Here is a 24,648-nt window from a genome sequence, read left to right as displayed (position 1 = left end):
GGCCGTACTCCTTGGTCGGTCTGCACGCTGTCGCGAACGAGGTAGGCCGACAGTGGATACCGCCGGGCCATGATCTCGCGGCGGGCCAGCCGGGGGACGGACGCGACCCGTACGAGATCGTGTCGTGCGCCGCGTACTGGTGCGCCGTCGATTGCCGCCGCGAGAGCTCGGAGCTCTAAGGGGCGAGCCCGGTCGACACCCTGGCAACCGCCGCTGATACATCAATCCGGTACATGGACTACGCTTGGTACATGTCCATGAAGCGCACGAACGTCTACGCGGACCCCGAGGACCTGGCGATCATCAAGGAGGCCGCCAAGCGCCGAGGTATAAGCGAGGCCGAGATCATCCGCCAGGGCATCCACCTTGCGGCCATGGCGAACCGGGTCTGGGAAGAGCCGCTGTTCTCACGCACCTTCGAGGGGCCGGGGCGCACGCTGTCCAAGTCGGAGGTACGGGACACGGTCGCCGAGGCCGTCCGGCGTGAGACCGACTCGGGTTCCGGATCCGCCGCGTGATCATTGTCATCGCCGATACGTCCGGCCTTCTGGCAGCCCTGGACTCGGCTCATCCGGAGCACCGGGCGGCGAACGAGGCGATCATGGCGGCGGGCCTGCTGGTCATGTCCCCGCTCCTGCTGGCCGAACTGGATCACGTGGCGACGCGTGAGCTGGGCAGGGAGGCCGCCCTCAGCGCGGTCGACGACCTGCGGCGCTGGATGAGTCGTGGTCGTGTCGTCGTGCCGGAGATCACGGAGGACCACCTGGGCGCCGCCCAGTCTGTCCGTGTCCGCTACCGCGCGCTGGACCTCGACCTCGCCGACGCGGTGAACGTGGCGCTTGCCGCCGACTACGACACGGACGCGATTCTCACCCTCGACCGACGAGACTTCCGGGCCGTACGTCCGTTGGGCCGTTACAAGGCGTTCCGGGTACTCCCCGACGACCTCCCGCTCTGACGCAGGACCCTCGACGGGCAAGTACCCGTTCCCGCAAGGGGCTTGTGTGCCGCCCACGACGAAGCACTTGCAGGACGGGCGTCCGCCGCCGCCTGGGAACAGCGGGCTGAGGGCTCGCCTCCGGCTCATCTGTGTGAAAGTAAAGGGCAGAGCCATGCTGCGACGTGATGGGGGCGCCCTCTCAAGGCGTGCGAGCCCTCTGCGTGCCCCATCTCGGGGTGCGGGAGTACTCGCAAACCGCAGCAACGACACCCCTATGAAACAAGCCCCGGGTCGTTGACCTGGGGCTTGAAGAAGAGCGGGTGACGAGAATCGAACTCGCGCTCTCAGCTTGGGAAGCTGATGTTCTACCATTAAACTACACCCGCGTAAGACGCCCGTTCCGAGATCATCCGGAGCCGGTGTCCGATTGCCTGGTCACTGTACCTCATCACCGGCCCCCGGCGCTGACGCCGTGGGGTCTGAGGGCGTTTCAGGGGGTGGATGTGACTGCGGGGTACCGGAGTTGGGGCGTACGGTGGAGGGGTCGGAGAGGGTCAGGGCGGGGTCGGAGTGCCGCCTGGAGGGCCGTCCCTTTGATCCCGTAATGTGGCCTCCCGTCGTCAGGCAGGCAGCAGCCCGACGCGGCTCTTGGGGAAGGGACTCTAGGACTTGATGGAGCGCACCGTCGTCCGTTGTGCCGATGGGCACGTGTTCAGCACCGCTTCGTTCCCGATGCAGCAGGCCGAGCGCCTCGGCCCCGGGCGGCTCCTCCGCTGCCCCCGCTGTGCCCGGCTCCGCAGTGTGGTGCCGGTGCCGGTGGCGTTGGGGAAGCGGTAGGGCGATAGCAGTACCGGCGGGACAGCGGGCCCGGCGGTAACGGCAGTGCCGGTGGTAACAGCCGTACGGGCAGTACCAGCAGCACCGGCAGTACCAGCAGCACTACGCAGCACAGGCGCGTGGGGGCCGGGATTGTGGTCGTTCCACGCGCCTTGCGTATCCTCGGGGCGTGCTTCTCTCAGACAAGGACATCCGGGCCGAGATCGATGCCGGGCGGGTACGGATCGATCCCTACGACGAATCCATGGTGCAGCCGTCGAGCATCGATGTGCGGCTGGACCGTTACTTCCGGGTGTTCGAGAACCACCGGTACCCGCACATCGACCCCTCCGTCGAGCAGGCGGACCTCACGCGGCTGGTGGAGCCGGAGGGCGACGAGCCGTTCATCCTGCATCCCGGGGAGTTCGTGCTCGCGTCGACGTACGAGGTCATCACTCTGCCCGACGATCTCGCTTCCCGGCTCGAAGGGAAGTCCTCGCTCGGGCGGCTCGGGCTCGTCACCCACTCCACCGCCGGGTTCATCGACCCGGGGTTCAGCGGGCATGTGACCCTTGAGCTGTCCAACCTCGCCACGCTCCCGATCAAGCTCTGGCCCGGCATGAAGATCGGCCAGCTGTGCATGTTCCGGCTGAGCTCGCCCGCCGAGTTCCCGTACGGCAGTGAGCGGTACGGGTCCCGGTACCAGGGGCAGCGCGGGCCCACCGCCTCGCGGTCGTTCAAGAACTTCCACCGGACCCAGGTATGAGCGGCGTACGGGAGAACCTGACCTACGAGCGGTTCGGCGTCGCCGTCCGTGAGCTCGCGCAGACCATCGCCGACGACGGGTACGAGCCGGACATCGTGCTCAGCATCGCCCGCGGTGGCGTGTTCGTCGCCGGTGGGCTCGCCTACGCGCTCGACTGCAAGAACCTGCATCTCGTGAACGTGGAGTTCTACACGGGCGTGGGGACCACCCTGGACATGCCCGTCATGCTCGCCCCCGTCCCCAACGCGATCGACTTCACCGACAAGAAGGTGCTGATCGCCGACGACGTCGCCGACACCGGCAAGACGCTGAAGCTCGTCCACGACTTCTGTGTGGAGCATGTCGCCGAGGTGCGGTCGGCCGTCGTCTATGAGAAGTCCCACTCGCTCGTGAAGTGCGAGTACGTGTGGAAGCGCACCGACGACTGGATCAACTTCCCGTGGAGTGTCCTGCCTCCGGTCCACAGGTCCGGGGACGCGGCCAAGCTCAACAAGGAAGCCGTCTGATCCCAGGCAGGTCGGCAGCCTTGCAAGTAGTAGGTGTCCCCGCCGTCCCCGCCGTCCCCGCCGTCCCAGCCTTCCAAGCCGGCCGGGACGACGGGAGAGGTGATGTGACCCCGGGCCCGGTTACTGCCGCCAGGCCCAGTGCAGGCGGTCCAGGCCGCTCTGGTTGTTCAGGCTCAGGCTCAGGTCGGTGCCCGTGCCCTGGAGGGTCGTGAGCGAGTAGGTGTCGCCGTTGCGCAGGCCCGGCCAGTAGACCGAGCCGAGGCCCAGTTCCCGGATGGTGTCCGTGGCCGCCTGGATGTAGGCGACCTCGTTGGAGCCGTTGACCGGGCCGTTGTAGTCCAGGCCGGTGGTCATGGAAGCGCCGAACTCGTCGAGGATCGTGCGTGAGGCGCAGTCGCCGATGCGCTCCTTGAAGTCCGCCTTCCACTGCTCGACGCTGGTCCAGTCGGTGTGCCAGAACCCGTAGTTGTGCAGGGCGAGCCGGGTGCCCTTGAGGCGCGGGTCGGCGCACACGGGCTTGACGTCCTCGCTGTACTTGTACCCGCCGATCAGCATCCGGTCGCGGGGCACGTTGCGGTGGCTGTTCACCCACTTCGCGGCGGTGTCGGTCCACTCCTGGGCGGTGTAGCCGAACGGCTCGTTCATCGGCTCGAAGTACACCTTGGAGTCGCGGGCGTAGGCGGAGGTGATCCGCGCCCACATCTTGTCCCAGGCGGCCTGGTCGTCGATCTTGCCGTCCTTGGCGTTGTCGGCCTCCCAGTAGCCCAGGATGACCTTGAACCCCTTGTCGGAGGCGGCGTCGATCGCTCCCTTGTACGACTTCCAGAAGGGGCCGTTGACGGAGGTCGGGTTGACCGGCAGCCGTACCGTGTTGGCGCCCAGCTTGGCGAAGCCGCCGATGATCGCCTTGGACTTGGCGTAGGTGGTGGCGTAACCGTCCGTGGTGGACAGGCCCGACGGTACGACCGCGTCATCGGCGTAGTTGTCGCGCGGGTCCGCCCAGTTGACGCCGCGGAAGGCGCTGACGGGCGGGACGGCCGGCTTGCCGTGGGCGGGTGCGGGGGACGCCGAGGCGGGGGAGGCGACGAGTGCGCTCCCGAATGCCGTGGCGCAGGCCAGCAACGTGGCGAGGCAGGCTGTCCGGCGGTGGTTCTTTCGTGGCACGACATCCCCTTCGGCGGGCTCGATGGTTCCCGCAAGCTAGAAGACGATCCGAACACAGGTCAACGTATCTACACACAAAGTTTCAACATCAGAAGCGCAAAGCGAACAGGCAGGGCGAGCAGGCAGGGCGAACAGGCAAAGCGAACAGGCAGGGCAAACGGGGAGGGCGGCCAGGCAGGGCCGACAGCGCCGGTGCGTGGCGCATGGAGAAGGCCCCCGGCGCGTACGCCGAGGGCCCTGCACCTGCCTGTTTCGCTAGAACGTGCCGAGCTTCACGATCGACAGCAGAGCGATCAGCTGGATCGCGCTCGCGCCCAGGGCCTTCGGCCACGGCAGGTCGTGGGACTTGGACACCATCAGGGTGAGCAGCGTGCCCGCCGCCACCCAGGTCGCCCAGCCGAGGGCCTGCACGAACGTCGCGTCGCCGCCCGCGAACATCGCGAAGACCAGACGGGGGGCGTCCGTGAGGGACATGATCAGCATGGAGAGGCCGACCGTGGGCTGCCAGGCGCCGTCGCCGCCGAGCTGGCGGGCCAGGGTGTGGGTGACGACGCCCAGGACGAAGGACGAGATGACCATCGCCACGGCCGTGGTCAGGACGATCGGGACCGCGTTCGACAGGGTCGCGTTGATCGCGTCGTTGCGCGCGCCGTCGAAGCCGAAGACCGCGAGCAGACCGTAGAGGAACGTCACGACGAGGGCGGGGCCCCACATCGAGTAGTCCCGCATCTGGAGGAACGTCTGGCCGGGGGAGAGGACGATGCCCCGCAGCAGGGCCTTCCAGTGCAGGCGGGGGCCGACCGGGGCGGCCGGGGCCGAGCCCGCGTGGTAGGTCTCACCCTGGGTGTAGGGATCCTCGCCCACCGAGAACGCCGTGGTGTGGCCCGGATTGTTCGCCGCGTACGGGTCAGGGGTGCCGCCGGGGCCGTTCGGGTAGCCGCCGTCACCGAAGTACTCCGGCTCGCCGTGACCGCCCTGGGCGCGGTAGCCGCCGTGGCCGCCCTGGCCGCCGCCGTTCGCCTGCGGCCAGCCGCCACCGCCGCCGCCCGAGCCGCCGTACGGCTGCTGCGGCGGCGGGGGATAGCCGTACGACGGCCCCTGAGGCGCCTGCTGCCCGTACGGAGGTTGTTGGGGGCGCGTTTGCGGGGTGCCGTTGTTCCGGCTGCCCCGTCCGATCCTGAATCCAGCCACGTCTTCGAACGTACCTGGTCCCCGAGTTCCGCGTGCCGGGCCCTGCGGTTCGGGCCCGGCTTTGCGGCCGAGCTGTGACATCCCCTAAGGGAAGCCACCGGCACGGCTCAGGGAACAGGTCAGGGTTCGGCGTGGGGTGGATCAGCCCGCCCTCGGTCAGCCCGCCATCTGGCTGCCGAACAGCGGAGTGCCCGACGTCGACACCTTGGCGGCGGTCAGACCGATGCCCCGGCCGGACGTGTTGATCTTCGAGCCGTCGGAGGCGAAGGCCACGACGTAGCCGTCGCTGCTGTTCTCCCAGGGCAGGCCGACCGTCAGGTCGGCCTTGCCGTCGCCGGTGGCGTCGGTGAGCAGCAGCTCGCCGCCGAAGCCGTCGCCGGCCTCGTTGCCGCCGGGCACGCCGGGCGTGTCCTGGGCCAGGGACTGGGCGGCGGCGCCCTGGAAGCCGGACGTCGAGCCGTAGAGGACGGAGACCATGCCGGCGTCGGCGACGCCGTTCAGGTCCTCGCCCGGCGAGCCGATGGCGAGGTCGTCGTAGCCGTCGCCGTTGATGTCCCCGAGGGAGAGCTCCCAGCCGAAGGCGTCGCCCGTCTCGCTGGTACCGGGGATGCCGGAGCTGTTCTGCTCCAGGGTTCCGGTGCCGCCGGTGGGCCCGGTCGACGTGCCCCAGACGACCTGGACGGCACCGCCCTTCGCGGCCCCCGCGCTGGCGGAGGCGGCGTCCCAGTGGTTGCCGATGACGATGTCGCCGTAGCCGTCGTCGTCGATGTCACCGATGTCGGAGATGAGCCCGGCGGGCAGCTTGCGGGCGCCGGAGGTGGTCACACCGCCGGTGGAGCCGGGCAGGTAGTAGTTGGCGTTGAAGGAGTAGTCGCCGCTGGTCTCGCCCTCGTAGCCGTCGACGAGCAGGTCGGTGCGGCCGTCGTTGTTCACGTCGCCCGGCGTGAGGTTGAAGATGTCGTTGCCCGGCACCTTCAGCACCGGCGTGGTGACCTTGTAACGGCCGCCGGTGGCACCGGACTTGGTGAAGCCGCCGCGGTAGATGTCCACGGTGTTCTGGTCCGAGCCGATGGCGAGGTCGGCACGGCCGTCGCCGTTGTAGTCGCCGGCGGCGAGCGGGGCGCCGAAGGAGTCGTGGCTGCTGGGGGCGGGGTCGGAGACCGTGGTGCCGCCCGACAGGCCGGTGGAGCCGCCCCACAGGATGACCGCGGTGCCGCCGCCCGCGTCCGAGCCGACGTCCTCGCCGGGCACGCCCACGGCCAGGTCGGCGTAGCCGTCGCCGTTGAAGTCGCCGGCCGTCGTGTGCGAACCGAAGCCGTCGCCCGCCTCGGCGCCGCCCGGGACGCCCGCGCTGTTCTGGGAGACAGTCTGGATCTTGGTGGCGCCCGCGCCGGTCGGGGAGCCGTACAGGACGGTCACCGAACCGGCCCCCGTGTGGCCGGCCACGGCGGCGCGCGGGGCGGAGACCGCCACGTCCTGGTACCCGTCGCCGTTGAAGTCGCCCTCCAGGCCGGAGGCGGCCGCCGCGGGACCGGCGGCGACGACGAGCAGACCGCCCGTGAGCGCGCCGGCGGCCGCGGTCGCCAAGACTGTACGGACGTTCTTGCGCATGCGGTTCTCCTGCGGGATGCGGATGCCTGCCGATAGGGGCGACCACTCCCGTCGGCCCGGTGTTCTCCCGGGCTTGACGGGGTGATCGCGGTGCAGGAGACCTCTGAGATGTGCGGATGGTTGTACGTCGGTGAGCGGATGGTCGTACGTCGCTCGGGCAACTCGCCTAGCGGGAGCGTCCCGTCGCGGACGCGAAGCCCAGCCACGTATGCCGGTTGCCCCACCAGCACCAGCCCACCTTCGGGGCGTCGCGCCGCTCGCGGCCGTCGCGTCCCGTGCCGTTGCTGATCCAGATCGCCGGAGTACGGGCGTCCGGCGTGCCGTTGGCCTTGCGCAGCCGGGAGCCGATCGTCATGAAGCAGCGGTTGCGCTCCAGGGCCTCAGGCTGCTGGAGCACCCAGTGGATGCCCTCGGTGAGCAGCAGGGGGGTGCGGTTCTCCGCGGCGAGGGCCGGGAGGGCCTCCTCGGGGCTCCAGTTGGCCATGCGGTCGCCGCGGTCGATGCCGGTGACGACGTAGAGGGGCGGGCCGGGCAGCTCGACGGCGTCCGGGGCGAAGTCGTCGACGTCGGGCATGTCGACGACGACGAAACCGGGCTTGCCGTCGCGACGGAGGAGGGGGGCGAGGGCGGACGCGGGGAGGCGGTCCGGGTGGACGGCGAGCAGGGCGTCGCCGTCGTCGGCGTGGGATCCCTCGGCGAAGGCGCGCAGTTCGGCGGCCGGTATCCCGGCGAGTTCGTGCACGCCGAGGGAGATCAGATGGTCGGCCTGGGCGGGGAGCGGCGGGAGCGGGGGCAGGGTGGTGACGGATGCGTTGGACGACGTGTCCGGCAAGGCACTCCTCGGATCGTGGGGCAGTCGGCCTGTGGGCAACGAGGGGCGGTGCCGCAATGTTCCCGGGCGCTGTCCGGGCCGCGCCCGTCGGCAGACGTGTGGATCCCGTGACCGTACCTGGGCTCTTTACCGTTTCCTGGCATGATCGGGACCCGTTCGGCGCGGGCAGCGTCGTGGACGACATCGCCTCCCACTCGGGCCGACCCGGGACGGACACATGACCACGCACCTCGACGGGCAGGGCTTCGACGGCCCGGTGGCCTGGGACACGCCCGGTACCCGAACCGCGGTGCGCCGCTGGACGGCGGGGAACCTGGCCAAGTTCATCCTCTGGATGGCCCTTTGGTGGGGCGCGCTGTACGCCACGGTCGTGCTGCCGGTGGCGGCCGTGGTGCCCATGGTGCTCGTCCTGCTCGTCCTCACGGTCCTGGAGGTCCGGGCCCTCGGCCGGCTCGCCAGGGGCATGCGGATGCGGCGCGTCCTCGCCGTCTACCCGTGGCGTCGGCAGCCGGGTGCGGTCCGGGTCGACAAGGGCAAGGCGGTCTTCGTGCTGCCCGACCCCGACCACCCGGAGAAGACGGTGTCGCTGAAGCTCGCCGCGGTGTTGTTCCGGCCCTGGACCCATGAGGCACTGAAGGGCTACGACGACGAACTCTGGTACGCGGGCGACCCGCGGTTCGTCTGCGTCGTGGCCAAGCCCGGCCTGCGCGGACTGGACTGCCTCTCCCAGCCCACCGCGTACGACCACCGCACCGACGCCCGCCGCAAGGGCCTCAGCCCCGAGGCCCGCCGCCGCGCCGGCGCGATCGGCGCCCGGGTGGCCGACTGACGGGGGACACCGGCCCGGCTACCGCACCAGGAACTCCGAACTGGAGAACCGCACCGACGGCTCCGCCGCCACCAGGCCCTCCTTCGTGCCCGGGTACACGGCCACCGTGTCCTTCGTCTCGCCGACGTACGTCCGCACCACCAGGTCCGCCCGCCCGTCCCCGTCGAAGTCGCCGACCGTGACGACGCGCGTGGTGCCCTGGGCGGGTGGCCGTACGGTGACCATGCCGGTCGTGGCCAGTCCGGCCGTACGGCCGTGGAGGATGCGCAACTGGCTGCCGCTGCTGACGAGTTCGCTCAGGCCGTCGCCGTCGAAGTCGGCGGCGTCGAGCACCGAACCGGGGGTGGCGAGGGTGCCGCGGGCGGCAGCGGCCGGGAGGTCGTAGCGCAGGGACGTTCCGCCCATGGTGCCGATCGCCGCGTCCAGGTCCGCCCTGCCCTTGCCGAAGGCGCCGAGGGCCACGTCGATGCCGGCGGGGAGGGTGGCGCCGGTGCGGGTGGGGCCGGTGGGGCCGCCGAGGACGATCGCGGACCTGCCGGTGCCCTGCGCCGTACGGACCACCAGGTCGTCGTATCCGTCGTGGTCGACGTCGGCCGCCGGGCCGGTGGGGGCGTTGCCGGGGGACCGGATGGGGGCGGGGGCGGTGCGGGGGCTGCCCTCGCGGGTGAACGGGCCCCGCAGGAAGCTGAGCGCGCCGCCCGAGGCGTGGACGACCAGGTCCTGGGCGTCGTCGCCGTCGAAGTCGCCGCACACCGGCTGGTCGGGCCAGTCGTTGCCGACGCGGGCGCGGGCCGGGATCGTCAGCTTGACCGCCTTGCCGGTGAGGCCGCTGGGGGAGCCGTAGAGGATCTGCAGCGGTACCGGGGGCTGCCCCTGGCCGTCGTAGGGCGGGTCGGTGGAGACGACCAGGTCGGTGAAGCCGTCGCCGTCCAGGTCGCAGGTCGCCTCCGCGTCGAAGACGGCCGGGAGTTGGCCCTTGGTCGGCGCGGCCTGCCGCCGCGGGCTGAGCAACTGCCGTGCGCCCGGGGTGAGTCCGCGCTCGCCGCCGTACACGATGCCGATGCCCGCGTCGTCGGCGTGCGCCTGTGCCTTGACCAGGTCGTTGAGGACGAGGTCGCGGTGGCCGTCGCCGTTGAAGTCGACGGGGGTCCTGCTGCCCTTGCCGTGCGGGACGGGGAGTTGGGCGGGGGCGTCGGCCACCTGGACGGGCGTGTCCCGGGCCGGCCCGGCGTCGTCGTGCTGCTTGGGGCCGCAGGCGGCGACCGCGAGGGCGAGGCCGAGGGCGCCGGACAGGGCCGCCGTACACTTCCCGCTTCTTCGCGCGCGCACCGCTCACCTCGTCAGCACCAGGGTCAACAACTGGGTCATGATGCACGTGTTCGAGTGGGGGCGATAGTCCCGTGCGAGCCATGTGTGAGTCAGCGGGGGCCAGTCCTGTGGGGGCCGTGCGGCGACTGTCCGGTTTAGTTGCGATTGATACCGTATCGAATGATCGGATGGCGGTACTGTGGCCCCATGACCGCCGACGACCCGCACGCAGCCGCAGCCACCACCCCGCGCGCGACCGACCGCCCGGGTGACCGCTCGCCCTTCGCTCTCGGTCTGCTGCTGCGCCGGGCGCATTGGCGCGCGCAGACCGTGATGACCGAGGCGCTGCGGCCGCTCGGCATCGAGCTGCGGCACTTCTCGGTGCTGATCGTGCTGGTCAACCGCGGGCCCACGGTGCAGCGGGACCTGGCCGCCGCGACGGGGACCGACAAGGCGGGGGTCATGCGGGTCGTGGACGACCTGGAGCGCAAGGGGCTCGCTGTCCGCAAGGCCGTGCCGGGCGACCGGCGGGTGCGGGCGGTGGAGATCACGCCGCAGGGCATGGAGCTCTTCGACACGGCGCATGTGGCGGCGGAGCCGCAGGCCGGCCGCCTGGTCTCCGGGCTGGGGCCCGGCGAGGCCGAGCAGTTGGCGGATCTGCTGACCCGGTTCGCCCATCCGGCGGGGGATGAGGACGCCGTGTGACCTCCGGGGGTGAGACGTCACACGGCGTCCGGTCCGGGGGTCAGGCCGCGAGGCGCTCCGCGAGTTCCTTGGCCTTGACGGCCGCCTCCTCGAAGGCGCGCTTGCGCGAGACCTCGTAGAGGGGGATCAGCTCCGACATGGCCGGATTGCGGGGGGCCAGGGTGAGCTCGGGGACGATGAAGTCGAGGTCGAGGCCGAGGGTGCGTTCGAGCACGGCCTCCAGGTAGTTCCGCACGTACTCGAAGCCCTCGCGCGGGGTGCCCGGCGCGTAGGAGCCGCCGCGGCTGGCGACGACCACGGTCGGCGTGCCCTTGGCGGAGGGGTTCTCGCCCGCGGTACGGCCGAGCAGCAGCACGTTGTCCACCCAGGCCTTGAGGGTCGAGGGGATCGAGAAGTTGTGCATGGGGGCGCCGATCAGGATGGCGTCCGCCTGCTCCAGTTCCTCGATGAGCGCCTCGCGCACGGCGAACGCGGCGGACTGCTCCGGGGTGCGCTCGGCCGGGGCGGCGTAGCCGGCGGCCCAGGCGGCGGCGGTGATGTGCGGGACGGGGTCGGCGGCGAGGTCGCGGTGGATCACCGTGCCGTCGGGGTGCTGCTCCTCCCAGGTCTTGCGGAAGGCGGCCGCGACCGAACGGGACGAGGACGCCTCGCCGGGGAGCACGGACGAGTCGATGTGCAGCAGCGTGGCCATGGGCTTTCTCCAGGAGGGTCGTACGACGTGAGGGCTTGTACTCGACCATAGTTAAGCACGAGACGGTATTGAATGATACCGTCGCGAATGCAACGACGATGGAACGGGAGGCAGACGACCTTGGACGTCTTCGAAGCGGTCACGAGCCGACGGGCCGTACGCGAGTTCACCGACCGGCCGGTCCCGAGGGAGGTGCTGGAGCGGGTCCTGTCCACCGCGGCCTGGGCGCCGTCGGCGTCGAACCTCCAGCCGTGGCACGCCTACGTACTGACCGGCGAGCCGCTGGCCGCGCTGAAGAAGTGCGCCGGTGAGCGCCTGGCCACGGGCGACCCCTGGGACGAGCCGCAGTACCAGCAGTACCCGCCCGACCTGAAGTCCCCCTACCGCGAACGCCGGTCCGCCTTCGGCGAGCAGCGCTACGGCGCTCTCGGCATCCCGCGCGAGGACGTCGAGGCACGCCAGCGGGCCGCGTCCGCGAACTGGGACTGCTTCGGTGCGCCGACCGCGCTGTTCTGCTACATCGACCGTGACCTGGGGCCGGCCCAGTGGTCCGACGTCGGCATGTACCTGCAGACGGTCATGCTGCTGCTGCGGGGCGAGGGCCTGCACAGTTGCACCCAGATGGCGTGGGCCAAGTACCACCGCTCCGTCGCCGAGATCCTCTCGCCCCCGGACGAGCTCATCCTGTTCTGCGGCATGTCGATCGGCTTCGAGGACGTGAACGCGAACGCCCCGCGCACGGGCCGCGCGCCGCTCGACGAGACGGTCACGTTCGTCGACGACTGACCTCCGCCGTCCCCGGGACGGCTACCTCGCGGCGGCGCCGCGCACCATGAACACGTCGACCGGGTCCTCCGACTCGACCGTGAACCCGTGCCGCTCGTACAGCCGCCGGGCGGCACTGCCCCGCAGCACGTTCAGACGGACGGGGACTCCGTCGCGGTCGCTCCGCTCCAGCAGCTCGCGCAGTACGGCCGAGCCGATGCCCCGGCCCTGCACCCGTGGGGCGAGATAGAAGTGCTCCAGCCACCGGATGTCCCCGTCCGGCCGCAGCGCCACACAGCCGGCGAACGCGCCGCCCACCTCGATCACCCAGGTGTGGGCCGCGTCGAATCCGTCCCGCAGCCGCTGCCGCACCCGCTGCTCGTCGTACCGCCCGAGCCGCTCCAGGTCCGCCCGCAACACCACGGCCCGCACCTCGGCCATCGCCTCGACGTCCGCCATCGCCGCCGCCCGAAGGCTCCAGTCCGCCATGATCGCCACGCTATCGGGTGGGGCGGCGCGGACGTCAGCGGCCGGTGGCCTTCCGCCGGGCGACCGGCCGTAGGGCTGCCCCGGGCACCCTCGATACCCGCTGTGACGGCCGCTACATTCCCCCGTGTGACCACGCCCCCGGACCCGTCCGCCCGGCCGGCGGCCCCCGCCTCCCAGATGTGGCCTCTCTACGCCGCCGGGTTCACCACCGCCTTCGGCGCGCACGGGATCGCCGCCAACCTCGGGGGGCACTCCGAGGACGCGGTGCTGGACCTGGCCCGGCGCCTGGCCGACCCGGCGTTCCTGCGGCCCACGACGGCCCTGGCGGCCGCGACCGCCGCGCTCTCCGTCGGCGTCGGCTTCCTGCCGGTCTCGGGTGCCGCCGCCGGACTCGGCACGGTCGCGACCGGCGCCGCGGTCTCGGTGCTGGCGGCCTGCGCGGCCGTCGTCCAGCCGAGGGCCGGGCGGGCCCTGGACGAGGGCCGCCTCACCGCCCGCACCGGCCTCACCGCCGGGCTGCTGACCACGGCCGCGGGGCTGGCCGCCGCGATGCTGCCCGGTCTGACGGGCGTCCTGGCCGCCGCCGCCCTGATCGGCGTCGGCACCGGCCTGATCACCCCGCTCGGCTTCGCCTCCCTGGCCGCCGCCACCCCCGCCGAACGGCTCGGCCAGACCATGGGCTCCGCCGAGCTCGGCCGTGAACTCGGCGACGCGGGCGGCCCGCTCCTGGTCGCCGCCGTCGCCTCCCTGGCCACGCTCACGTACGGCTACGCGGCCCTCGCCCTCCTCCTCGCCGTCGGCCCCGCCCTCGCCGCGCGCGCGGTTCGAACGGGCGACCGCAGGGTGCAGCGGGGCGGGTAATCGTAAGTCCCTCGATAGGACCGCGCGATACATATTCTGAATTTCGGCGGCGGGGCCCTGTCATTGGATATTCCAGATAATCACCGTTGACGCATATTCCCCCGAATGCCAGATGTCCTGCCCCGCGTGGCGCTCGTTAGGTGGGCGTGACTTGGCAGGAAAAACATGCAGCTGAGGATCCGCTCCGTTCGTGTCGGACAGCTGATCAGACCACTGCGCAAAGCATCACGCACTGCTCGGATCTGCTCGAGGACTTTCTGAAAACCATCAGTCGTATGGAGCGCGAATATCTTCGGGCGGCGCTGGAAGGGGAACAGTTCTAGCAATGAGGGCCGACTATGACGCGGTAGACGAACAGGCTCATTACACGCAGCAGCTCGACATGCAGAACCTCTGGCAGGCGCAGGACCCGGTGATGTCGCCGGAGAGCTGGGACCTGGACCAGGAGCTGGCACAGATGCTGGGGGCCACGCAGACCCCGGAACCCGTTCCGCCCCGGCAGGACAAGGACAGGCAGCCGCTGCCCCGCCCGGTCCACCGCAAGCGCCCGCAGCCCGGCGCGCACACGCTCACCCGAAACCCGAGGTTCCTCACCGTCTCGGTCTTGGTCACACTCATCACCCTGTGCGCGGTGACGATGCTCACCTGGTCCATTTCGTATTCCTACGATCAGCTGCGCTCCATCGCGCTGCTCGTGGTGTCGCCGAAGCTGGCCCATTGGTGGCCCCTGACGGTCTACGGGCCGTGGCTGCTCGCGGGCCTGTCCATTCTGCGGGCATCCGTCCAGCGCCGCACCGCCCGCCGTTCCTGGGCCGTCATGCTGATCTCGTCCGGTACCGCGGTGGCGCTGTGCATCGGTCAGTCGGCGGATTCCCTGCTGGCGATGGTCGTCGTCGGAATTCCGCCGATCACCGCCCTGGTCTGTTTCCGTGAACTCGTCGGCCAGTTCTCCTCGCGGCCCGGCCCCCGGCACGCCGCCGACGCGATCAACGGGCCCAAGCAGCCGAAGTCGTAGCTGCCTGGCGGCGGATCAGGACTGGTAAGGCTGCTGCGGCCGGCCGTACTGCTGCTGACCGCCCTGTCCGCCGGAGAGGGCCTGCGCCTGGAGCTGCTCCGCCTGCTCCCCGGTCACCTTCTGTTCCGCGCCGCAGAAGGTGCACTGGGTCGCGTACTTGGTCGAGACGGGGAACAGCGGCACGAAGAACAGCGTGAACTTGGTGACGCGCTTGCGCAGGGTGTGCGCGGAGGGATTGCCGCACTGGCCGCACACCAGCGTCAGTATCGCCAGCTGGTAGAGGTAGCCCTTGGTGCCGAAGATGATCACGTCGGAGGTCCTTTCCGATCAGTTCCTGTCTACAGCCTGCCCCAACACGGCGCCCCCTGTCCCGTACGGAACAGGGGGCGCCGTGGTGCTGTCGGGTCCGGTTGCCTCACCGGCCCGGCTACTTCACCGGCTCGGGCTCCGGCTCGCTCTCCGTCGCGGCCGTGTCCTCGGGGTCGACCGGGGTCTTGACGGACTCCAGCAGCAGCTGGGCGACGTCGACGACCTGGATGGACTCCTTGGCCTTGCCGCCCGCGGCGGAGCCGCTGTCAGATTCAGCCTTCTTGCCGTTCACGGAGTCCGTGAGCATGACGAGGCAGAACGGGCACGCCGTGGAGATGATGTCGGGGTTGAGGGACAGAGCTTCATCCACGCGCTCGTTGTTGATGCGCTTGCCGATCCGCTCCTCCATCCACATCCGCGCGCCACCGGCGCCGCAGCAGAAGCCGCGCTCCTTGTGGCGGTGCATCTCCTCGTTCCTGAGGCCCGGGACGCTGGCGATGATCTCGCGCGGCGGGGTGTAGATCTTGTTGTGCCGGCCCAGGTAGCAGGGGTCGTGGTAGGTGATGATGCCCTCGACCGGGGTCACCGGGACCAGCTTGCCCTCGTCGACGAGGTGCTGGAGCAGCTGGGTGTGGTGGATGACCTCGTAGTCGCCGCCGATCTGCGGGTACTCGTTGCCGATCGTGTTGAGGCAGTGCGGGCAGGTCGCGACGATCTTCTTGGCGGACTTCGGCTTCGCCGACTCCGGTGTGACCTTGCCGTCCTCGTCCATCTCCTCGCCGAACGCCATGTTCAGCGCCATGACGTTCTCCATGCCGAGCTCCTGGAACAGGGGCTCGTTGCCGAGGCGGCGGGCGGAGTCACCGGTGCACTTCTCGTCGCCGCCCATGATGGCGAACTTGACGCCCGCCATGTGCAGGAGCTCGGCGAAGGCCTTGGTGGTCTTCTTGGCCCGGTCCTCCAGGGCGCCGGCGCAGCCGACCCAGTACAGGTACTCGACCTCGGTGAGGTCCTCGATGTCCTTGCCGACGACCGGCACCTCGAAGTCGACTTCCTTCAGCCACTCCAGGCGCTGCTTCTTCGCCAGGCCCCAGGGGTTGCCCTTCTTCTCCAGGTTCTTGAGCATCGTGCCCGCCTCGGACGGGAACGCGCTCTCGATCATCACCTGGTAGCGGCGCATGTCGACGATGTGGTCGATGTGCTCGATGTCGACCGGGCACTGCTCGACGCAGGCGCCGCAGGTGGTGCAGGACCACAGGACGTCCGGGTCGATGACGCCGTTCTCCTCGGCCGTGCCGATCAGCGGGCGCTCGGCCTCCGCGAGGGCGGCCGCGGGGACGTCCTTGAGCTGCTCCTCGGACGCCTTCTCCTCGCCCTCCATGGTCTTGCCGCCACCGGCCAGCAGGTACGGCGCCTTGGCGTGCGCGTGGTCGCGCAGCGACATGATCAGCAGCTTCGGGGAGAGCGGCTTGCCCGTGTTCCAGGCGGGGCACTGCGACTGGCAGCGGCCGCACTCGGTGCACGTGGAGAAGTCCAGCAGGCCCTTCCAGGAGAACTGCTCGACCTGGGAGACACCGAAGACGTCGTCCTCACCGGGGTCGGTGAAGTCGATCGGCTTGCCGCCGGAGGTCATGGGGAGCAGGGCGCCGAGCGAGGTCTCACCGGTGGCGTTGCGCTTGAACCAGATGTTCGGGAAGCCCAGGAAGCGGTGCCAGGCCACGCCCATGTCGGTCTTCAGCGAGACCACGATCATCCAGATGAACGAGGCGGCGATCTTCAGGGCGGCGAAGAAGTAGGTGAGGTTCTGGAGCGTGGAGACGTCCATGCCCTCCAGCCAGTGCACCACCGGGTACGAGATGAAGAACGAGGCCTCGTAGCCGTCCACGTGGTGCTGTGCGCCCTCCAGGGCGTGCAGCATGAAGATGCAGACACCGACGATCAGGATGATCGTCTCGACGAAGTAGGCCTGGCCGGTGTTCGAGCCCGCGAAACGGGACTTGCGGCCCGCGCGGCCCGGCCGGGACAGCTGCCGGATGACGACGAGGGTGGCGATGCCGACCACGGTCATGGTGCCGATGAACTCGACGTAGATGTTGTACGGCGCCCAGTCGCCGATGACCGGGAGGATCCAGTCGGCCTTGAAGAGCTGGCCGAAGGCGTTGACGATCGTCAGCAGCAGTGTGTAGAAGCCGATCGCGACGAACCAGTGCGCGATGCCGACGATGCCCCAGCGGTTCATCCGGGTGTGCCCCAGGAACTCCTTCACCAGGGTCACGGTGCGCTGGTAGGGGTCATTGGTCCGGGACCCGGCGGGCACGTTCTGGCCGAGCCGCAGGAAGTTGAAGATCTGCAGGAGGGCGCGGCCGAACAGTGCCACGCCGACCACGATCAGGACCAGCGACACGATGATCGCGGCGAGTTGCATTTCGGGGCTCCTCGGGCCTGCGAGGCGACATTACTAAGCGGTAACTTATGCAGTCCTCTGAGACTACCCGCATCCTCCATCGCACTGTAGCCAGGTGCGAGGTGATCTGAGTCGCTGAGGGTTGCCTTAAGAACGAATCGTGTTATTCATCCCGAAATGGTATATACAGCACTAACCTATCCCCGTGCTTTACGGGATCGCCGCCGCCACGACCGCCCTCCTCCTCGCCGCCGCCCTCGCGGCGCTCCTCCGGCTGCCCGCCCTGCGCTTCGGCATCCTCGACCGCCGACGCCAGCGGCCGCTGCCCCTGCTCGGCGGGGTGGCCGTGGCGCTGGTGACATGCCTGGTGGCCGCCGCCGGTGAGTGGACCCGGTTCGCGCCGCTGGGCTCGGAGATCTGCCGTCTGCTGATCGCCGCGGGCGCCGTCGCCGTACTCGGGCTGGTCGCGGACGTGCGGCGGGTCAAGGCGCGGTTCCTGGTCGGCGGTACGGCCGTGGCGGCGGCCTGTGTGGTGCCGTACGGCGACACGGGCTTCCTGCTGGGGCTGCCGGCCGTCGGCTGGATCGTCCTCGTCACCGTCGGCTTCAAGGCGCTCGACCACGCGGACGCCCTGGTCGGCACCGTGGGGGTCGTCACCGCCTTCGGGGTCGGCGTCTGCGCGGCGGCCGAGGTGATGGACGAGCTCGCCGTGCTGCTGAGCGTGCTGGCCGCCGCGTTGACCGGCTTCCTGATGCAGAACTGGCACCCCGCGCGGATCGGGCTCGGGGCCAGCGGGTCGCTGTTCGTCGGGTTCGTGCTGGCGTCGTCGGCCGTGATGACCCGGGCCGGGCACGACCCCGTGTCGAGCATCGGCGTGCTCTACTCCCTCACCGCCCTCGCCACGGCCGACGTCCTCCTCGTGGCGCTGTCCCGCCGGCTGGCCGGACGGCCGCTGCTGCGGCGCGGGCCCGACCATGTCGCCCACCGGCTGCGCCGGATCGGGCTCACCCCGCAGGGCGTCACTGTCCTCCTGGGCCTCGGGGCCTTCGCCGCGGTGCTGGTCGGTGTCCTCGTGCACATGGGATGGATGGCCGAGGCCCGGGTGTTGTGGGTGGGGGGCGTCGCTCTCCTCGCCGTGTTCGCCCTGCTGCACATCAAGCCCTACGGCCCTCGCCGTCAACCCTCTTTTCCCGTGGGGAGTACGGTTCGTCCGCCCGCTCAGGCCACGTCGTCGCAGGTGGGAGCCCGGTTGCGTGTAAGGAACGGATAAGAGTTGAGCGGGGTCGACTCAGCTCTGTTGACCGAGTGGAAGCCGTCATGCACACTTGAGTCCGTTCCACTCAAGTCAGCTGGAGGAATTCACCATGGCACGTGCGGTCGGCATCGACCTGGGCACGACTAACTCCGTCGTCAGCGTTCTGGAGGGCGGCGAGCCCACCGTCATCACCAACGCCGAGGGCGCCAGGACCACGCCTTCCGTCGTCGCCTTCGCCAAGAACGGTGAGGTGCTCGTCGGCGAGGTCGCCAAGCGTCAGGCGGTGACCAACGTGGACCGGACCATCCGGTCCGTGAAGCGTCACATGGGCACCGACTGGAAGATGGAGCTCGACGGGAAGCCCTTCAACCCGCAGCAGATCTCCGCCTTCATCCTCCAGAAGCTGAAGCGGGACGCCGAGTCCTACCTGGGCGAGAAGGTGACCGACGCGGTCATCACCGTCCCGGCGTACTTCAACGACTCCGAGCGCCAGGCGACGAAGGAGGCCGGCGAGATCGCCGGTCTGAACGTCCTGCGCATCGTGAACGAGCCCACCGCGGCCGCGCTCGCGTACGGCCTCGACAAGGACGACCAGACGATCCTCGTCTTCGACCTCGGTGGCGGCACCTTCGACGTGTCCCTGCTGGAGATCGGCGACGGCGTCGTCGAGGTGAAGGCCACCAACGGTGACAACCACCTCGGTGGTGACGACTGGGACCAGCGCGTCGTCGACTACCTGGTGCAGCAGTTCAAGTCCGGTCACGGCGTGGACCTCGCCAAGGACAAGATGGCCCTCCAGCGCCTCCGCGAGGCCGCCGAGAAGGCCAAGATCGAGCTGTCCTCGTCCACCGAGACCTCGATCAACCTGCCCTACATCACGGCTTCCGCCGAGGGCCCGCTGCACCTGGACGAGAAGCTCACCCGGGCCCAGTTCCAGCAGCTGACCGCGGACCTGCTGGAGCGCTGCAAGACGCCGTTCTTCAACGTCATGAAGGACGCCGGCGTTTCCATCAACGAGATCGACCACGTCGTCCTCGTCGGTGGCTCCACCCGTATGCCCGCCGTCGCCGAGCTCGTGCGCGAGCTGACCGGCGGCAAGGACGCCAACAAGGGCGTGAACCCGGACGAGGTCGTCGCCATCGGCGCCTCGCTCCAGGCCGGTGTCCTCAAGGGTGAGGTCAAGGACGTCCTGCTCCTCGACGTGACCCCGCTGTCCCTCGGTATCGAGACCAAGGGCGGCATCATGACCAAGCTCATCGAGCGCAACACCACGATCCCGACCAAGCGGTCCGAGATCTTCACCACGGCCGAGGACAACCAGCCGTCCGTGCAGATCCAGGTCTACCAGGGCGAGCGCGAGATCGCGGCGTACAACAAGAAGCTCGGGATGTTCGAGCTGACCGGTCTGCCGCCGGCCCCGCGCGGCGTGCCGCAGATCGAGGTGTCCTTCGACATCGACGCCAACGGCATCATGCACGTGACCGCCAAGGACCTGGGCACGGGCAAGGAGCAGAAGATGACCGTCACCGGCGGCTCCTCGCTGCCGAAGGACGAGGTCGACCGGATGCGCCAGGAGGCCGAGCAGTACGCGGACGAGGACCACCGCCGCCGCGAGGCCGCCGAGACCCGCAACCAGGGCGAGCAGCTCGTCTACCAGACGGAGAAGTTCCTCAAGGACAACGAGGACAAGGTCCCCGGCGAGGTCAAGACCGAGGTCGAGGCCGCCGTCGAGGAGCTGAAGACCGCGCTCAAGGGCGAGGACACCGCCGAGATCCGCACCGCCACCGAGAAGGTCGCCGCCGTCTCCCAGAAGGTCGGCCAGGCCATGTACGCCGACGCTCAGGGCGCGCAGGCCGCGGGCGGTCCCGAGGGCGCCGCCCCGGGTGGCAAGGCCGCCGACGACGACGTCGTGGACGCCGAGATCGTGGACGACGAGCGCAAGGACGGTGTCGCGTAATGACGGAGGAGACCCCGGGCTTCGAGGAGAAGCCCGACGTCCCCTCCGGCGCGACCCCCGACGGCGCCGAGTCGAAGGCCGCGCCCTCCTCGAACGCGGAGGGGGCGGCCCCGGCCGGGGACGGAGCAGCAGACGCGGGTCTGGTGGCCCAGCTGGACCAGGTGCGCACCGCGCTCGGTGAGCGCACGGCGGACCTCCAGCGGCTCCAGGCCGAGTACCAGAACTACCGCCGCCGCGTCGAGCGTGACCGGATCGCGGTCAAGGAGATCGCCATCGCGAACCTCCTGACCGAGCTCCTGCCCGTGCTCGACGACATCGGCCGCGCACGGGAACACGGCGAACTCGTCGGCGGATTCAAGTCCGTCGGGGAGTCGGTGGAGACCGTCGCGGCCAAGATGGGCCTTCAGCAGTTCGGCAAGGAGGGCGAGCCCTTCGACCCGACGATCCACGAGGCCCTGATGCATTCGTACGCGCCGGACGTCACCGAGACGACCTGCGTCGCGATCCTCCAGCCGGGGTATCGCATCGGCGAGCGCACCATCCGCCCCGCGCGGGTGGCCGTCGCCGAGCCCCAGCCGGGCGCGCAGACCGTCAAGGCCGACGAGGCGACCGAGGCGGCCGACGACAAGGAGAGCGGTGGCCCGGACGAGGGCTGACGTTGAACTGACGACGAGAGAGGAGGGACGTCGAGGATGAGCACCAAGGACTTCATCGAGAAGGACTTCTACAAGGTCCTCGGCGTCCCCAAGGACGCCACCGAGGCCGAGATCAAGAAGGCGTACCGCAAGCTCGCCCGCGAGTACCACCCGGACGCCAACAAGGGCAACGCCAAGGCGGAGGAGCGCTTCAAGGAGATCTCCGAGGCGAACGACGTCCTCGGCGACCCCAAGAAGCGCAAGGAGTACGACGAGGCGCGCGCCCTCTTCGGCAACGGCGGCTTCCGCCCGGGGCCGGGCGGCGCGGGCGGTGGTTCCTTCAACTTCGACCTGGGCGACCTCTTCGGAGGCGGCGCCCAGGGCGGCCAAGGGGGAGCCGGCGGCTTCGGCGGCGGACTCGGTGACGTCTTCGGGGGCCTGTTCAACCGCGGCGGCACGGGGACGACCCGTACCCAGCCCCGGCGCGGCCAGGACATCGACACCGAGGTCAACCTCAGCTTCACCGAGGCGATCGAGGGTGCGACGGTCCCGCTGCGCATGTCCTCCCAGTCGCCCTGCAAGGCCTGCGCCGGCACCGGCGACAAGAACGGCACACCGCGGGTGTGCCCGACCTGCGTCGGCACCGGCCAGGTGGCGCGGGGCTCGGGCGGCGGCTTCTCGCTGACCGACCCCTGCCCCGACTGCAAGGGGCGCGGCCTGATCGCCGAGCACCCGTGCCCGGACTGCAAGGGCAGCGGCCGGGCGAAGTCGTCCCGGACCATGCAGGTCCGCATCCCGGCCGGAGTGTCGGACGGGCAGCGCATCCGGTTGCGCGGCAAGGGGGCGCCCGGGGAGCGCGGCGGTCCGGCCGGTGACCTGTACGTCACCGTGCACGTCGACGCGCACCCGGTGTTCGGCCGCAAGGAGGACAACCTCACGGTGACCGTCCCCGTGACCTTCACGGAGGCGGCCCTCGGCGGCGAGGTCAGGGTCCCCACCCTGGGCGGACCGCCGGTCACCCTGAAACTGCCGCCCGGCACGCCCAACGGCCGCACCATGCGGGCGCGGGGCAAGGGCGCGGTCCGCAAGGACGGCACCCGCGGCGACCTACTGGTCACCGTCGAGGTGAGTGTTCCCAAGGACCTGACGGGGAAGGCTCGTGACGCACTGGAGGCGTATCGCGAGGCGACCGCGGGCGAGGACCCGCGGGCGGAGCTGTTCCAGGCCGCGAAGGGAGCATGAGTCAGATGGACGGTCGTCGACGCAACCCGTATGAACTGACCGAGGAGACCCCGGTCTACGTCATCTCGGTGGCGGCCCAGCTGTCCGGCCTGCACCCGCAGACCCTGCGCCAGTACGACCGTCTGGGGCTGGTCTCTCCCGACCGCACCGCCGGACGGGGGCGGCGCTACTCGGCCCGTGACATCGAACTGCTGCGCACCGTCCAGCAGTTGTCGCAGGACGAGGGCATCAACCTGGCCGGCATCAAGCGGATCATCGAACTGGAGAACCAGGTAGCGGCGCTGCAGTCCCGGGTGGCCGAGTTGCAGTCGGCCGTCGAGGGGGCCGCGGCGGCGATGCAGCAGCGGGAGGCGGCGGTGCATGCGTCGTACCGGCGGGATCTGGTGCCGTATCAGGAAGTGCAGCAGACCAGTGCGTTGGTGGTGTGGCGGCCGCCGAAGCGGAAGCAGCAGTCCGACTGACGCGTGGTCGTTCGTGGGTGGGCCCGGAGGTTCTGATGAACCTCCGGGCCCTGCGCGTTGGGTGGTGACAGGAAGCGGTCCTTGTCCTGCAGGATCCTGACAGCGGTCGCTCTGGAGGGGGGCGGTGCGCGCTGGCAGAGTCGTGGGCATGGACAACAGGGGGAACACGGGGAACGCGGGGGCCACGGACATGACGGCGACGAAAGGCGTCCGCAGGAGAGGGCTTTCGGTGCTCGCGGTGGCGTTGCTGGTTGCGTTGCCGGTGAGTGCGGGGGTGACCGTCGTGGGGCGGGGTGGGCCGTCGGTTCTGGTGGCCGTGAACGGGTGGCAGTGAACGTGAGCGGAGTGGATGAGGGCTGTGGAGTTCCAGGACCGGGTGCTGGTCCGTAGAGCGGGTGGGGACGCGGCTGCCGTGACCGCGGTGATCAGGGTGATCGGGAAGTTGCCCGAGGGCTGGGGCCATGACTGGCGGCTCGATGAGGACGGGGGCCGGATCCATCTGCGGATCCGGCCCCCGTCGGGTTCGGCGGATGACGCGGTGAAGGTGTGGTGGGGGGAAGTGCTGGGGGATCCGGCGCTGGGGGCGTGGCGCGCGGAGGACGGCTGACGCGCGTTCCTCGCCCCCGCCGCCCCTACCCGTCCCCTCCCTGGGGGCTGCGCCCCCAGACCCCCGCTGTCGGCCCTGCGGGCCTCGTCCTCAAACGCCGGACGGGCTGAAAAGGCCTGGGCCGGCGTCGAGAAGCGGCCGACTCATGGCCCGTGGTCAGATCCAGCCTCGTTCGCGGGCCAGTAGGGCCGCGTGGGGGCGGTTGGTGGCGTTGAGGTGGCGGAGGAGGTCGGCTACGTGGCGGCGGTAGGTGCGTAGGGAGATGCCCAGTTGGCGGGCGCCGATCTCGTCCTTGGTGACTTGGCACATGGATTGGAGGACCTTCAGTTCCATGGGGGAGAGGGGGGCCGCGTCGGGGGGTGGCTCGGCGAGGAGGTGGGCGAGGTCGGTGGACTGGTTCCAGATCTTGTCGAAGAGGGAGAGGATGCTGGCGACCAGGCCCGACTCCTGGGCGACGAGGGCGCCGCGTGAGGTGTCCGCGGGGTCGGCCGGGACCAGGGCGGTGTGGCGGTCGTAGACGAGGATGCGTTCGGCGATGTCGGAGGCGGCTCGGATGCTGGCGCCCTGGGCGGAGAGTTCGCGCAGGTAGGCCGCGGTCGGCGGGTCGTCCAGGGCTTCCTTGAGGACGACGCTGCGGATGTGCACGCCCCGGCGCAGACAGCGCTTGTCCAGCGGGCGAGCGTGCTCGATGTTCTCCGGGGTGAGCGCTTTGTAGGGCTCGACGGAGAGGATCTCCTCGCGGGCGAAGAAGGCGAGGTCGTCGATGCGGTTGCGGATCTGGGCGAGGTTCGTCATGCGCTCCGCACCGCCGCCCGACGGCAGGTGGGCGCCCTGTTCCGCCCGGAGCTCCGCCACCAGGTGACGGGGCCTGGTCACCTGCTGCAACTCATGGTGCAGCTCGCTCAGTCTTCGGTCGGTGAGCAGGCCGACCGCGATCTCCGGGTCCGTCGCCGTCAGACTGCCGGCCGGCGCGTCCCCGTGCTCCGCGCGGCGCAGCAGCCCCAGTTCGGTGAGCCGGTCCAGGGCGGCGCGGACGTCGTCCTGCGGTGTGTGGAGGAGCAGATGGATGTCCTCCGTCGGTGTGTCCGGATTCCTCAGGAAATGCCGGTAGACGCGTTCCTCCATCGCGGAGATGCCCAACAGGCCCATGCCGCCCGCGCTGTTCATCCTTCCCCCGTGTTCCCCGTTGCGACCAGGGTCGGTGGCGGGCATCACCGCGTATGGCTGGTCAGGCCGCGACGATGCGGAATCCACCTTTTTGATTCGGACACAGGGTAACGCGTTGGTCA

25 protein-coding genes and 1 tRNA gene are annotated in these 24,648 nt (G+C 70.1%); 15 read left to right on the top strand and 11 right to left on the bottom strand.

The features are described 5' to 3' along the window. Positions 1–251 precede the first annotated feature (251 nt). Together ACFZBP_RS07335 and ACFZBP_RS07330 are read left to right on the top strand one after the other, a co-directional pair. On the top strand, positions 252–518 hold the full coding sequence (locus ACFZBP_RS07335) for a ribbon-helix-helix protein, CopG family (protein WP_391410788.1): 267 nt from the start codon (positions 252–254) through the stop codon (positions 516–518). Then, the gene (locus ACFZBP_RS07330) at positions 515–958 is read left to right on the top strand and encodes a PIN domain-containing protein (protein WP_381302824.1); all 444 of its coding nucleotides are present in this window, start codon (positions 515–517) and stop codon (positions 956–958) included. The genes ACFZBP_RS07335 and ACFZBP_RS07330 overlap by 4 nt, the downstream gene beginning before the upstream one ends. A gap of 297 nt (positions 959–1,255) precedes the next feature. Here ACFZBP_RS07330 and ACFZBP_RS07325 read toward each other — a convergent pair. Then, positions 1,256–1,326, bottom strand: a tRNA-Gly gene (locus tag ACFZBP_RS07325). A 620-nt stretch (positions 1,327–1,946) separates the two neighbouring features. Between ACFZBP_RS07325 and dcd the strand changes: the two genes are divergently transcribed. Further along, complete coding sequence (gene dcd, locus ACFZBP_RS07320) at positions 1,947–2,522, top strand: dCTP deaminase (RefSeq protein WP_030054451.1); 576 nt, start codon at positions 1,947–1,949, stop codon at positions 2,520–2,522. Further along, positions 2,519–3,028, top strand: a complete 510-nt coding sequence (locus tag ACFZBP_RS07315; protein ID WP_391410784.1) for a phosphoribosyltransferase family protein — start codon at positions 2,519–2,521, stop codon at positions 3,026–3,028. Before dcd ends, ACFZBP_RS07315 begins: the two co-directional genes overlap by 4 nt. A gap of 120 nt (positions 3,029–3,148) precedes the next feature. Here ACFZBP_RS07315 and ACFZBP_RS07310 read toward each other — a convergent pair whose 3' ends face one another. The 4 genes from ACFZBP_RS07310 to ACFZBP_RS07295 form a co-directional block, all read right to left on the bottom strand. After that, complete coding sequence (locus ACFZBP_RS07310) at positions 3,149–4,192, bottom strand: cellulase family glycosylhydrolase (protein WP_391410782.1); 1,044 nt, start codon at positions 4,190–4,192, stop codon at positions 3,149–3,151. 255 nt (positions 4,193–4,447) lie between these two features. Further along, positions 4,448–5,464, bottom strand: a complete 1,017-nt coding sequence (locus ACFZBP_RS07305) for a YIP1 family protein (RefSeq protein WP_391410780.1) — start codon at positions 5,462–5,464, stop codon at positions 4,448–4,450. A 75-nt stretch (positions 5,465–5,539) separates the two neighbouring features. Further along, positions 5,540–6,994 (bottom strand): FG-GAP-like repeat-containing protein, encoded by a 1,455-nt coding sequence (locus ACFZBP_RS07300; RefSeq protein WP_391410778.1) that lies wholly within the window; start codon positions 6,992–6,994, stop codon positions 5,540–5,542. 166 nt (positions 6,995–7,160) lie between these two features. After that, positions 7,161–7,826, bottom strand: a complete 666-nt coding sequence (locus ACFZBP_RS07295; RefSeq protein ID WP_383456264.1) for a DUF5701 family protein — start codon at positions 7,824–7,826, stop codon at positions 7,161–7,163. A gap of 217 nt (positions 7,827–8,043) precedes the next feature. Here ACFZBP_RS07295 and ACFZBP_RS07290 point away from each other — a divergent pair, with 217 nt between their 5' ends. Next, positions 8,044–8,655, top strand: coding sequence for a hypothetical protein (locus ACFZBP_RS07290; protein ID WP_391410776.1), 612 nt, complete (start codon positions 8,044–8,046; stop codon positions 8,653–8,655). A gap of 18 nt (positions 8,656–8,673) precedes the next feature. On the opposite strand, the gene ACFZBP_RS07285 is transcribed toward ACFZBP_RS07290, so the two are convergent. Then, complete coding sequence (locus ACFZBP_RS07285) at positions 8,674–9,984, bottom strand: FG-GAP-like repeat-containing protein (RefSeq protein ID WP_391410774.1); 1,311 nt, start codon at positions 9,982–9,984, stop codon at positions 8,674–8,676. A 186-nt stretch (positions 9,985–10,170) separates the two neighbouring features. Between ACFZBP_RS07285 and ACFZBP_RS07280 the strand changes: the two genes are divergently transcribed. After that, positions 10,171–10,668 (top strand): MarR family transcriptional regulator, encoded by a 498-nt coding sequence (locus ACFZBP_RS07280; RefSeq protein WP_391410772.1) that lies wholly within the window; start codon positions 10,171–10,173, stop codon positions 10,666–10,668. Positions 10,669–10,708: 40 nt separating this feature from the next. Here ACFZBP_RS07280 and ACFZBP_RS07275 read toward each other — a convergent pair whose 3' ends face one another. Beyond that, the gene (locus tag ACFZBP_RS07275; protein WP_383456282.1) at positions 10,709–11,359 is read right to left on the bottom strand and encodes an FMN-dependent NADH-azoreductase; all 651 of its coding nucleotides are present in this window, start codon (positions 11,357–11,359) and stop codon (positions 10,709–10,711) included. Between the two features lie 120 nt (positions 11,360–11,479). Here ACFZBP_RS07275 and ACFZBP_RS07270 point away from each other — a divergent pair, with 120 nt between their 5' ends. Beyond that, entirely contained in the window at positions 11,480–12,145 is a 666-nt protein-coding gene (locus ACFZBP_RS07270) for a nitroreductase family protein (protein ID WP_391410769.1), read from the top strand. A gap of 21 nt (positions 12,146–12,166) precedes the next feature. On the opposite strand, the gene ACFZBP_RS07265 is transcribed toward ACFZBP_RS07270, so the two are convergent. Further along, positions 12,167–12,613 carry a GNAT family N-acetyltransferase gene (locus ACFZBP_RS07265; RefSeq protein WP_391410767.1) on the bottom strand — a complete coding sequence of 149 codons (447 nt, stop codon included), beginning with the start codon at positions 12,611–12,613 and terminating at the stop codon, positions 12,167–12,169. Positions 12,614–12,739: 126 nt separating this feature from the next. Here ACFZBP_RS07265 and ACFZBP_RS07260 point away from each other — a divergent pair, with 126 nt between their 5' ends. Both ACFZBP_RS07260 and ACFZBP_RS07255 read left to right on the top strand, forming a co-directional pair. Continuing rightward, complete coding sequence (locus tag ACFZBP_RS07260; protein WP_391410765.1) at positions 12,740–13,474, top strand: MFS transporter; 735 nt, start codon at positions 12,740–12,742, stop codon at positions 13,472–13,474. Between the two features lie 325 nt (positions 13,475–13,799). Then, positions 13,800–14,489, top strand: coding sequence for a DUF2637 domain-containing protein (locus tag ACFZBP_RS07255; protein WP_383456291.1), 690 nt, complete (start codon positions 13,800–13,802; stop codon positions 14,487–14,489). Between the two features lie 15 nt (positions 14,490–14,504). Here ACFZBP_RS07255 and ACFZBP_RS07250 read toward each other — a convergent pair whose 3' ends face one another. Next, positions 14,505–14,798: a zinc-ribbon domain-containing protein gene (locus tag ACFZBP_RS07250; RefSeq protein ID WP_383456294.1), complete on the bottom strand. Its 294-nt coding sequence runs from the start codon at positions 14,796–14,798 to the stop codon at positions 14,505–14,507. A 118-nt stretch (positions 14,799–14,916) separates the two neighbouring features. Further along, the gene (locus tag ACFZBP_RS07245) at positions 14,917–17,223 is read right to left on the bottom strand and encodes a heterodisulfide reductase-related iron-sulfur binding cluster (RefSeq protein ID WP_391410762.1); all 2,307 of its coding nucleotides are present in this window, start codon (positions 17,221–17,223) and stop codon (positions 14,917–14,919) included. A gap of 184 nt (positions 17,224–17,407) precedes the next feature. Between ACFZBP_RS07245 and ACFZBP_RS07240 the strand changes: the two genes are divergently transcribed. The 6 genes from ACFZBP_RS07240 (at position 17,408) to ACFZBP_RS07215 (ending at position 23,359) form a co-directional block, all read left to right on the top strand. Beyond that, entirely contained in the window at positions 17,408–18,472 is a 1,065-nt protein-coding gene (locus ACFZBP_RS07240; RefSeq protein WP_391410760.1) for an MraY family glycosyltransferase, read from the top strand. 94 nt (positions 18,473–18,566) lie between these two features. Then, entirely contained in the window at positions 18,567–20,414 is a 1,848-nt protein-coding gene (gene dnaK, locus ACFZBP_RS07235; protein ID WP_383456304.1) for a molecular chaperone DnaK, read from the top strand. After that, positions 20,414–21,070, top strand: a complete 657-nt coding sequence (gene grpE / locus ACFZBP_RS07230; protein ID WP_383456308.1) for a nucleotide exchange factor GrpE — start codon at positions 20,414–20,416, stop codon at positions 21,068–21,070. Before dnaK ends, grpE begins: the two co-directional genes overlap by 1 nt. A gap of 36 nt (positions 21,071–21,106) precedes the next feature. Next, positions 21,107–22,291, top strand: a complete 1,185-nt coding sequence (gene dnaJ / locus ACFZBP_RS07225; RefSeq protein ID WP_383456311.1) for a molecular chaperone DnaJ — start codon at positions 21,107–21,109, stop codon at positions 22,289–22,291. 5 nt (positions 22,292–22,296) lie between these two features. Beyond that, positions 22,297–22,752, top strand: coding sequence for a heat shock protein transcriptional repressor HspR (locus ACFZBP_RS07220; RefSeq protein ID WP_383456313.1), 456 nt, complete (start codon positions 22,297–22,299; stop codon positions 22,750–22,752). A gap of 349 nt (positions 22,753–23,101) precedes the next feature. Beyond that, positions 23,102–23,359 carry a hypothetical protein gene (locus ACFZBP_RS07215; RefSeq protein WP_383456319.1) on the top strand — a complete coding sequence of 86 codons (258 nt, stop codon included), beginning with the start codon at positions 23,102–23,104 and terminating at the stop codon, positions 23,357–23,359. Between the two features lie 156 nt (positions 23,360–23,515). Here the strand turns inward: ACFZBP_RS07215 and ACFZBP_RS07210 are convergent, their stop codons facing one another. Next, a complete protein-coding gene (locus tag ACFZBP_RS07210; protein WP_391410755.1) occupies positions 23,516–24,526 on the bottom strand; it encodes a LuxR C-terminal-related transcriptional regulator in 1,011 nt (336 codons plus the stop codon). Positions 24,527–24,648: the final 122 nt, after the last annotated feature.

Origin of the sequence: Streptomyces sp. NPDC008086 (genome assembly GCF_042957325.1) — a bacterium.
Lineage (GTDB): Bacteria > Actinomycetota > Actinomycetes > Streptomycetales > Streptomycetaceae > Streptomyces.
Note: the sequence above shows the minus strand (reverse complement) of the source record. Positions and strands in the feature narration are given on the sequence as shown.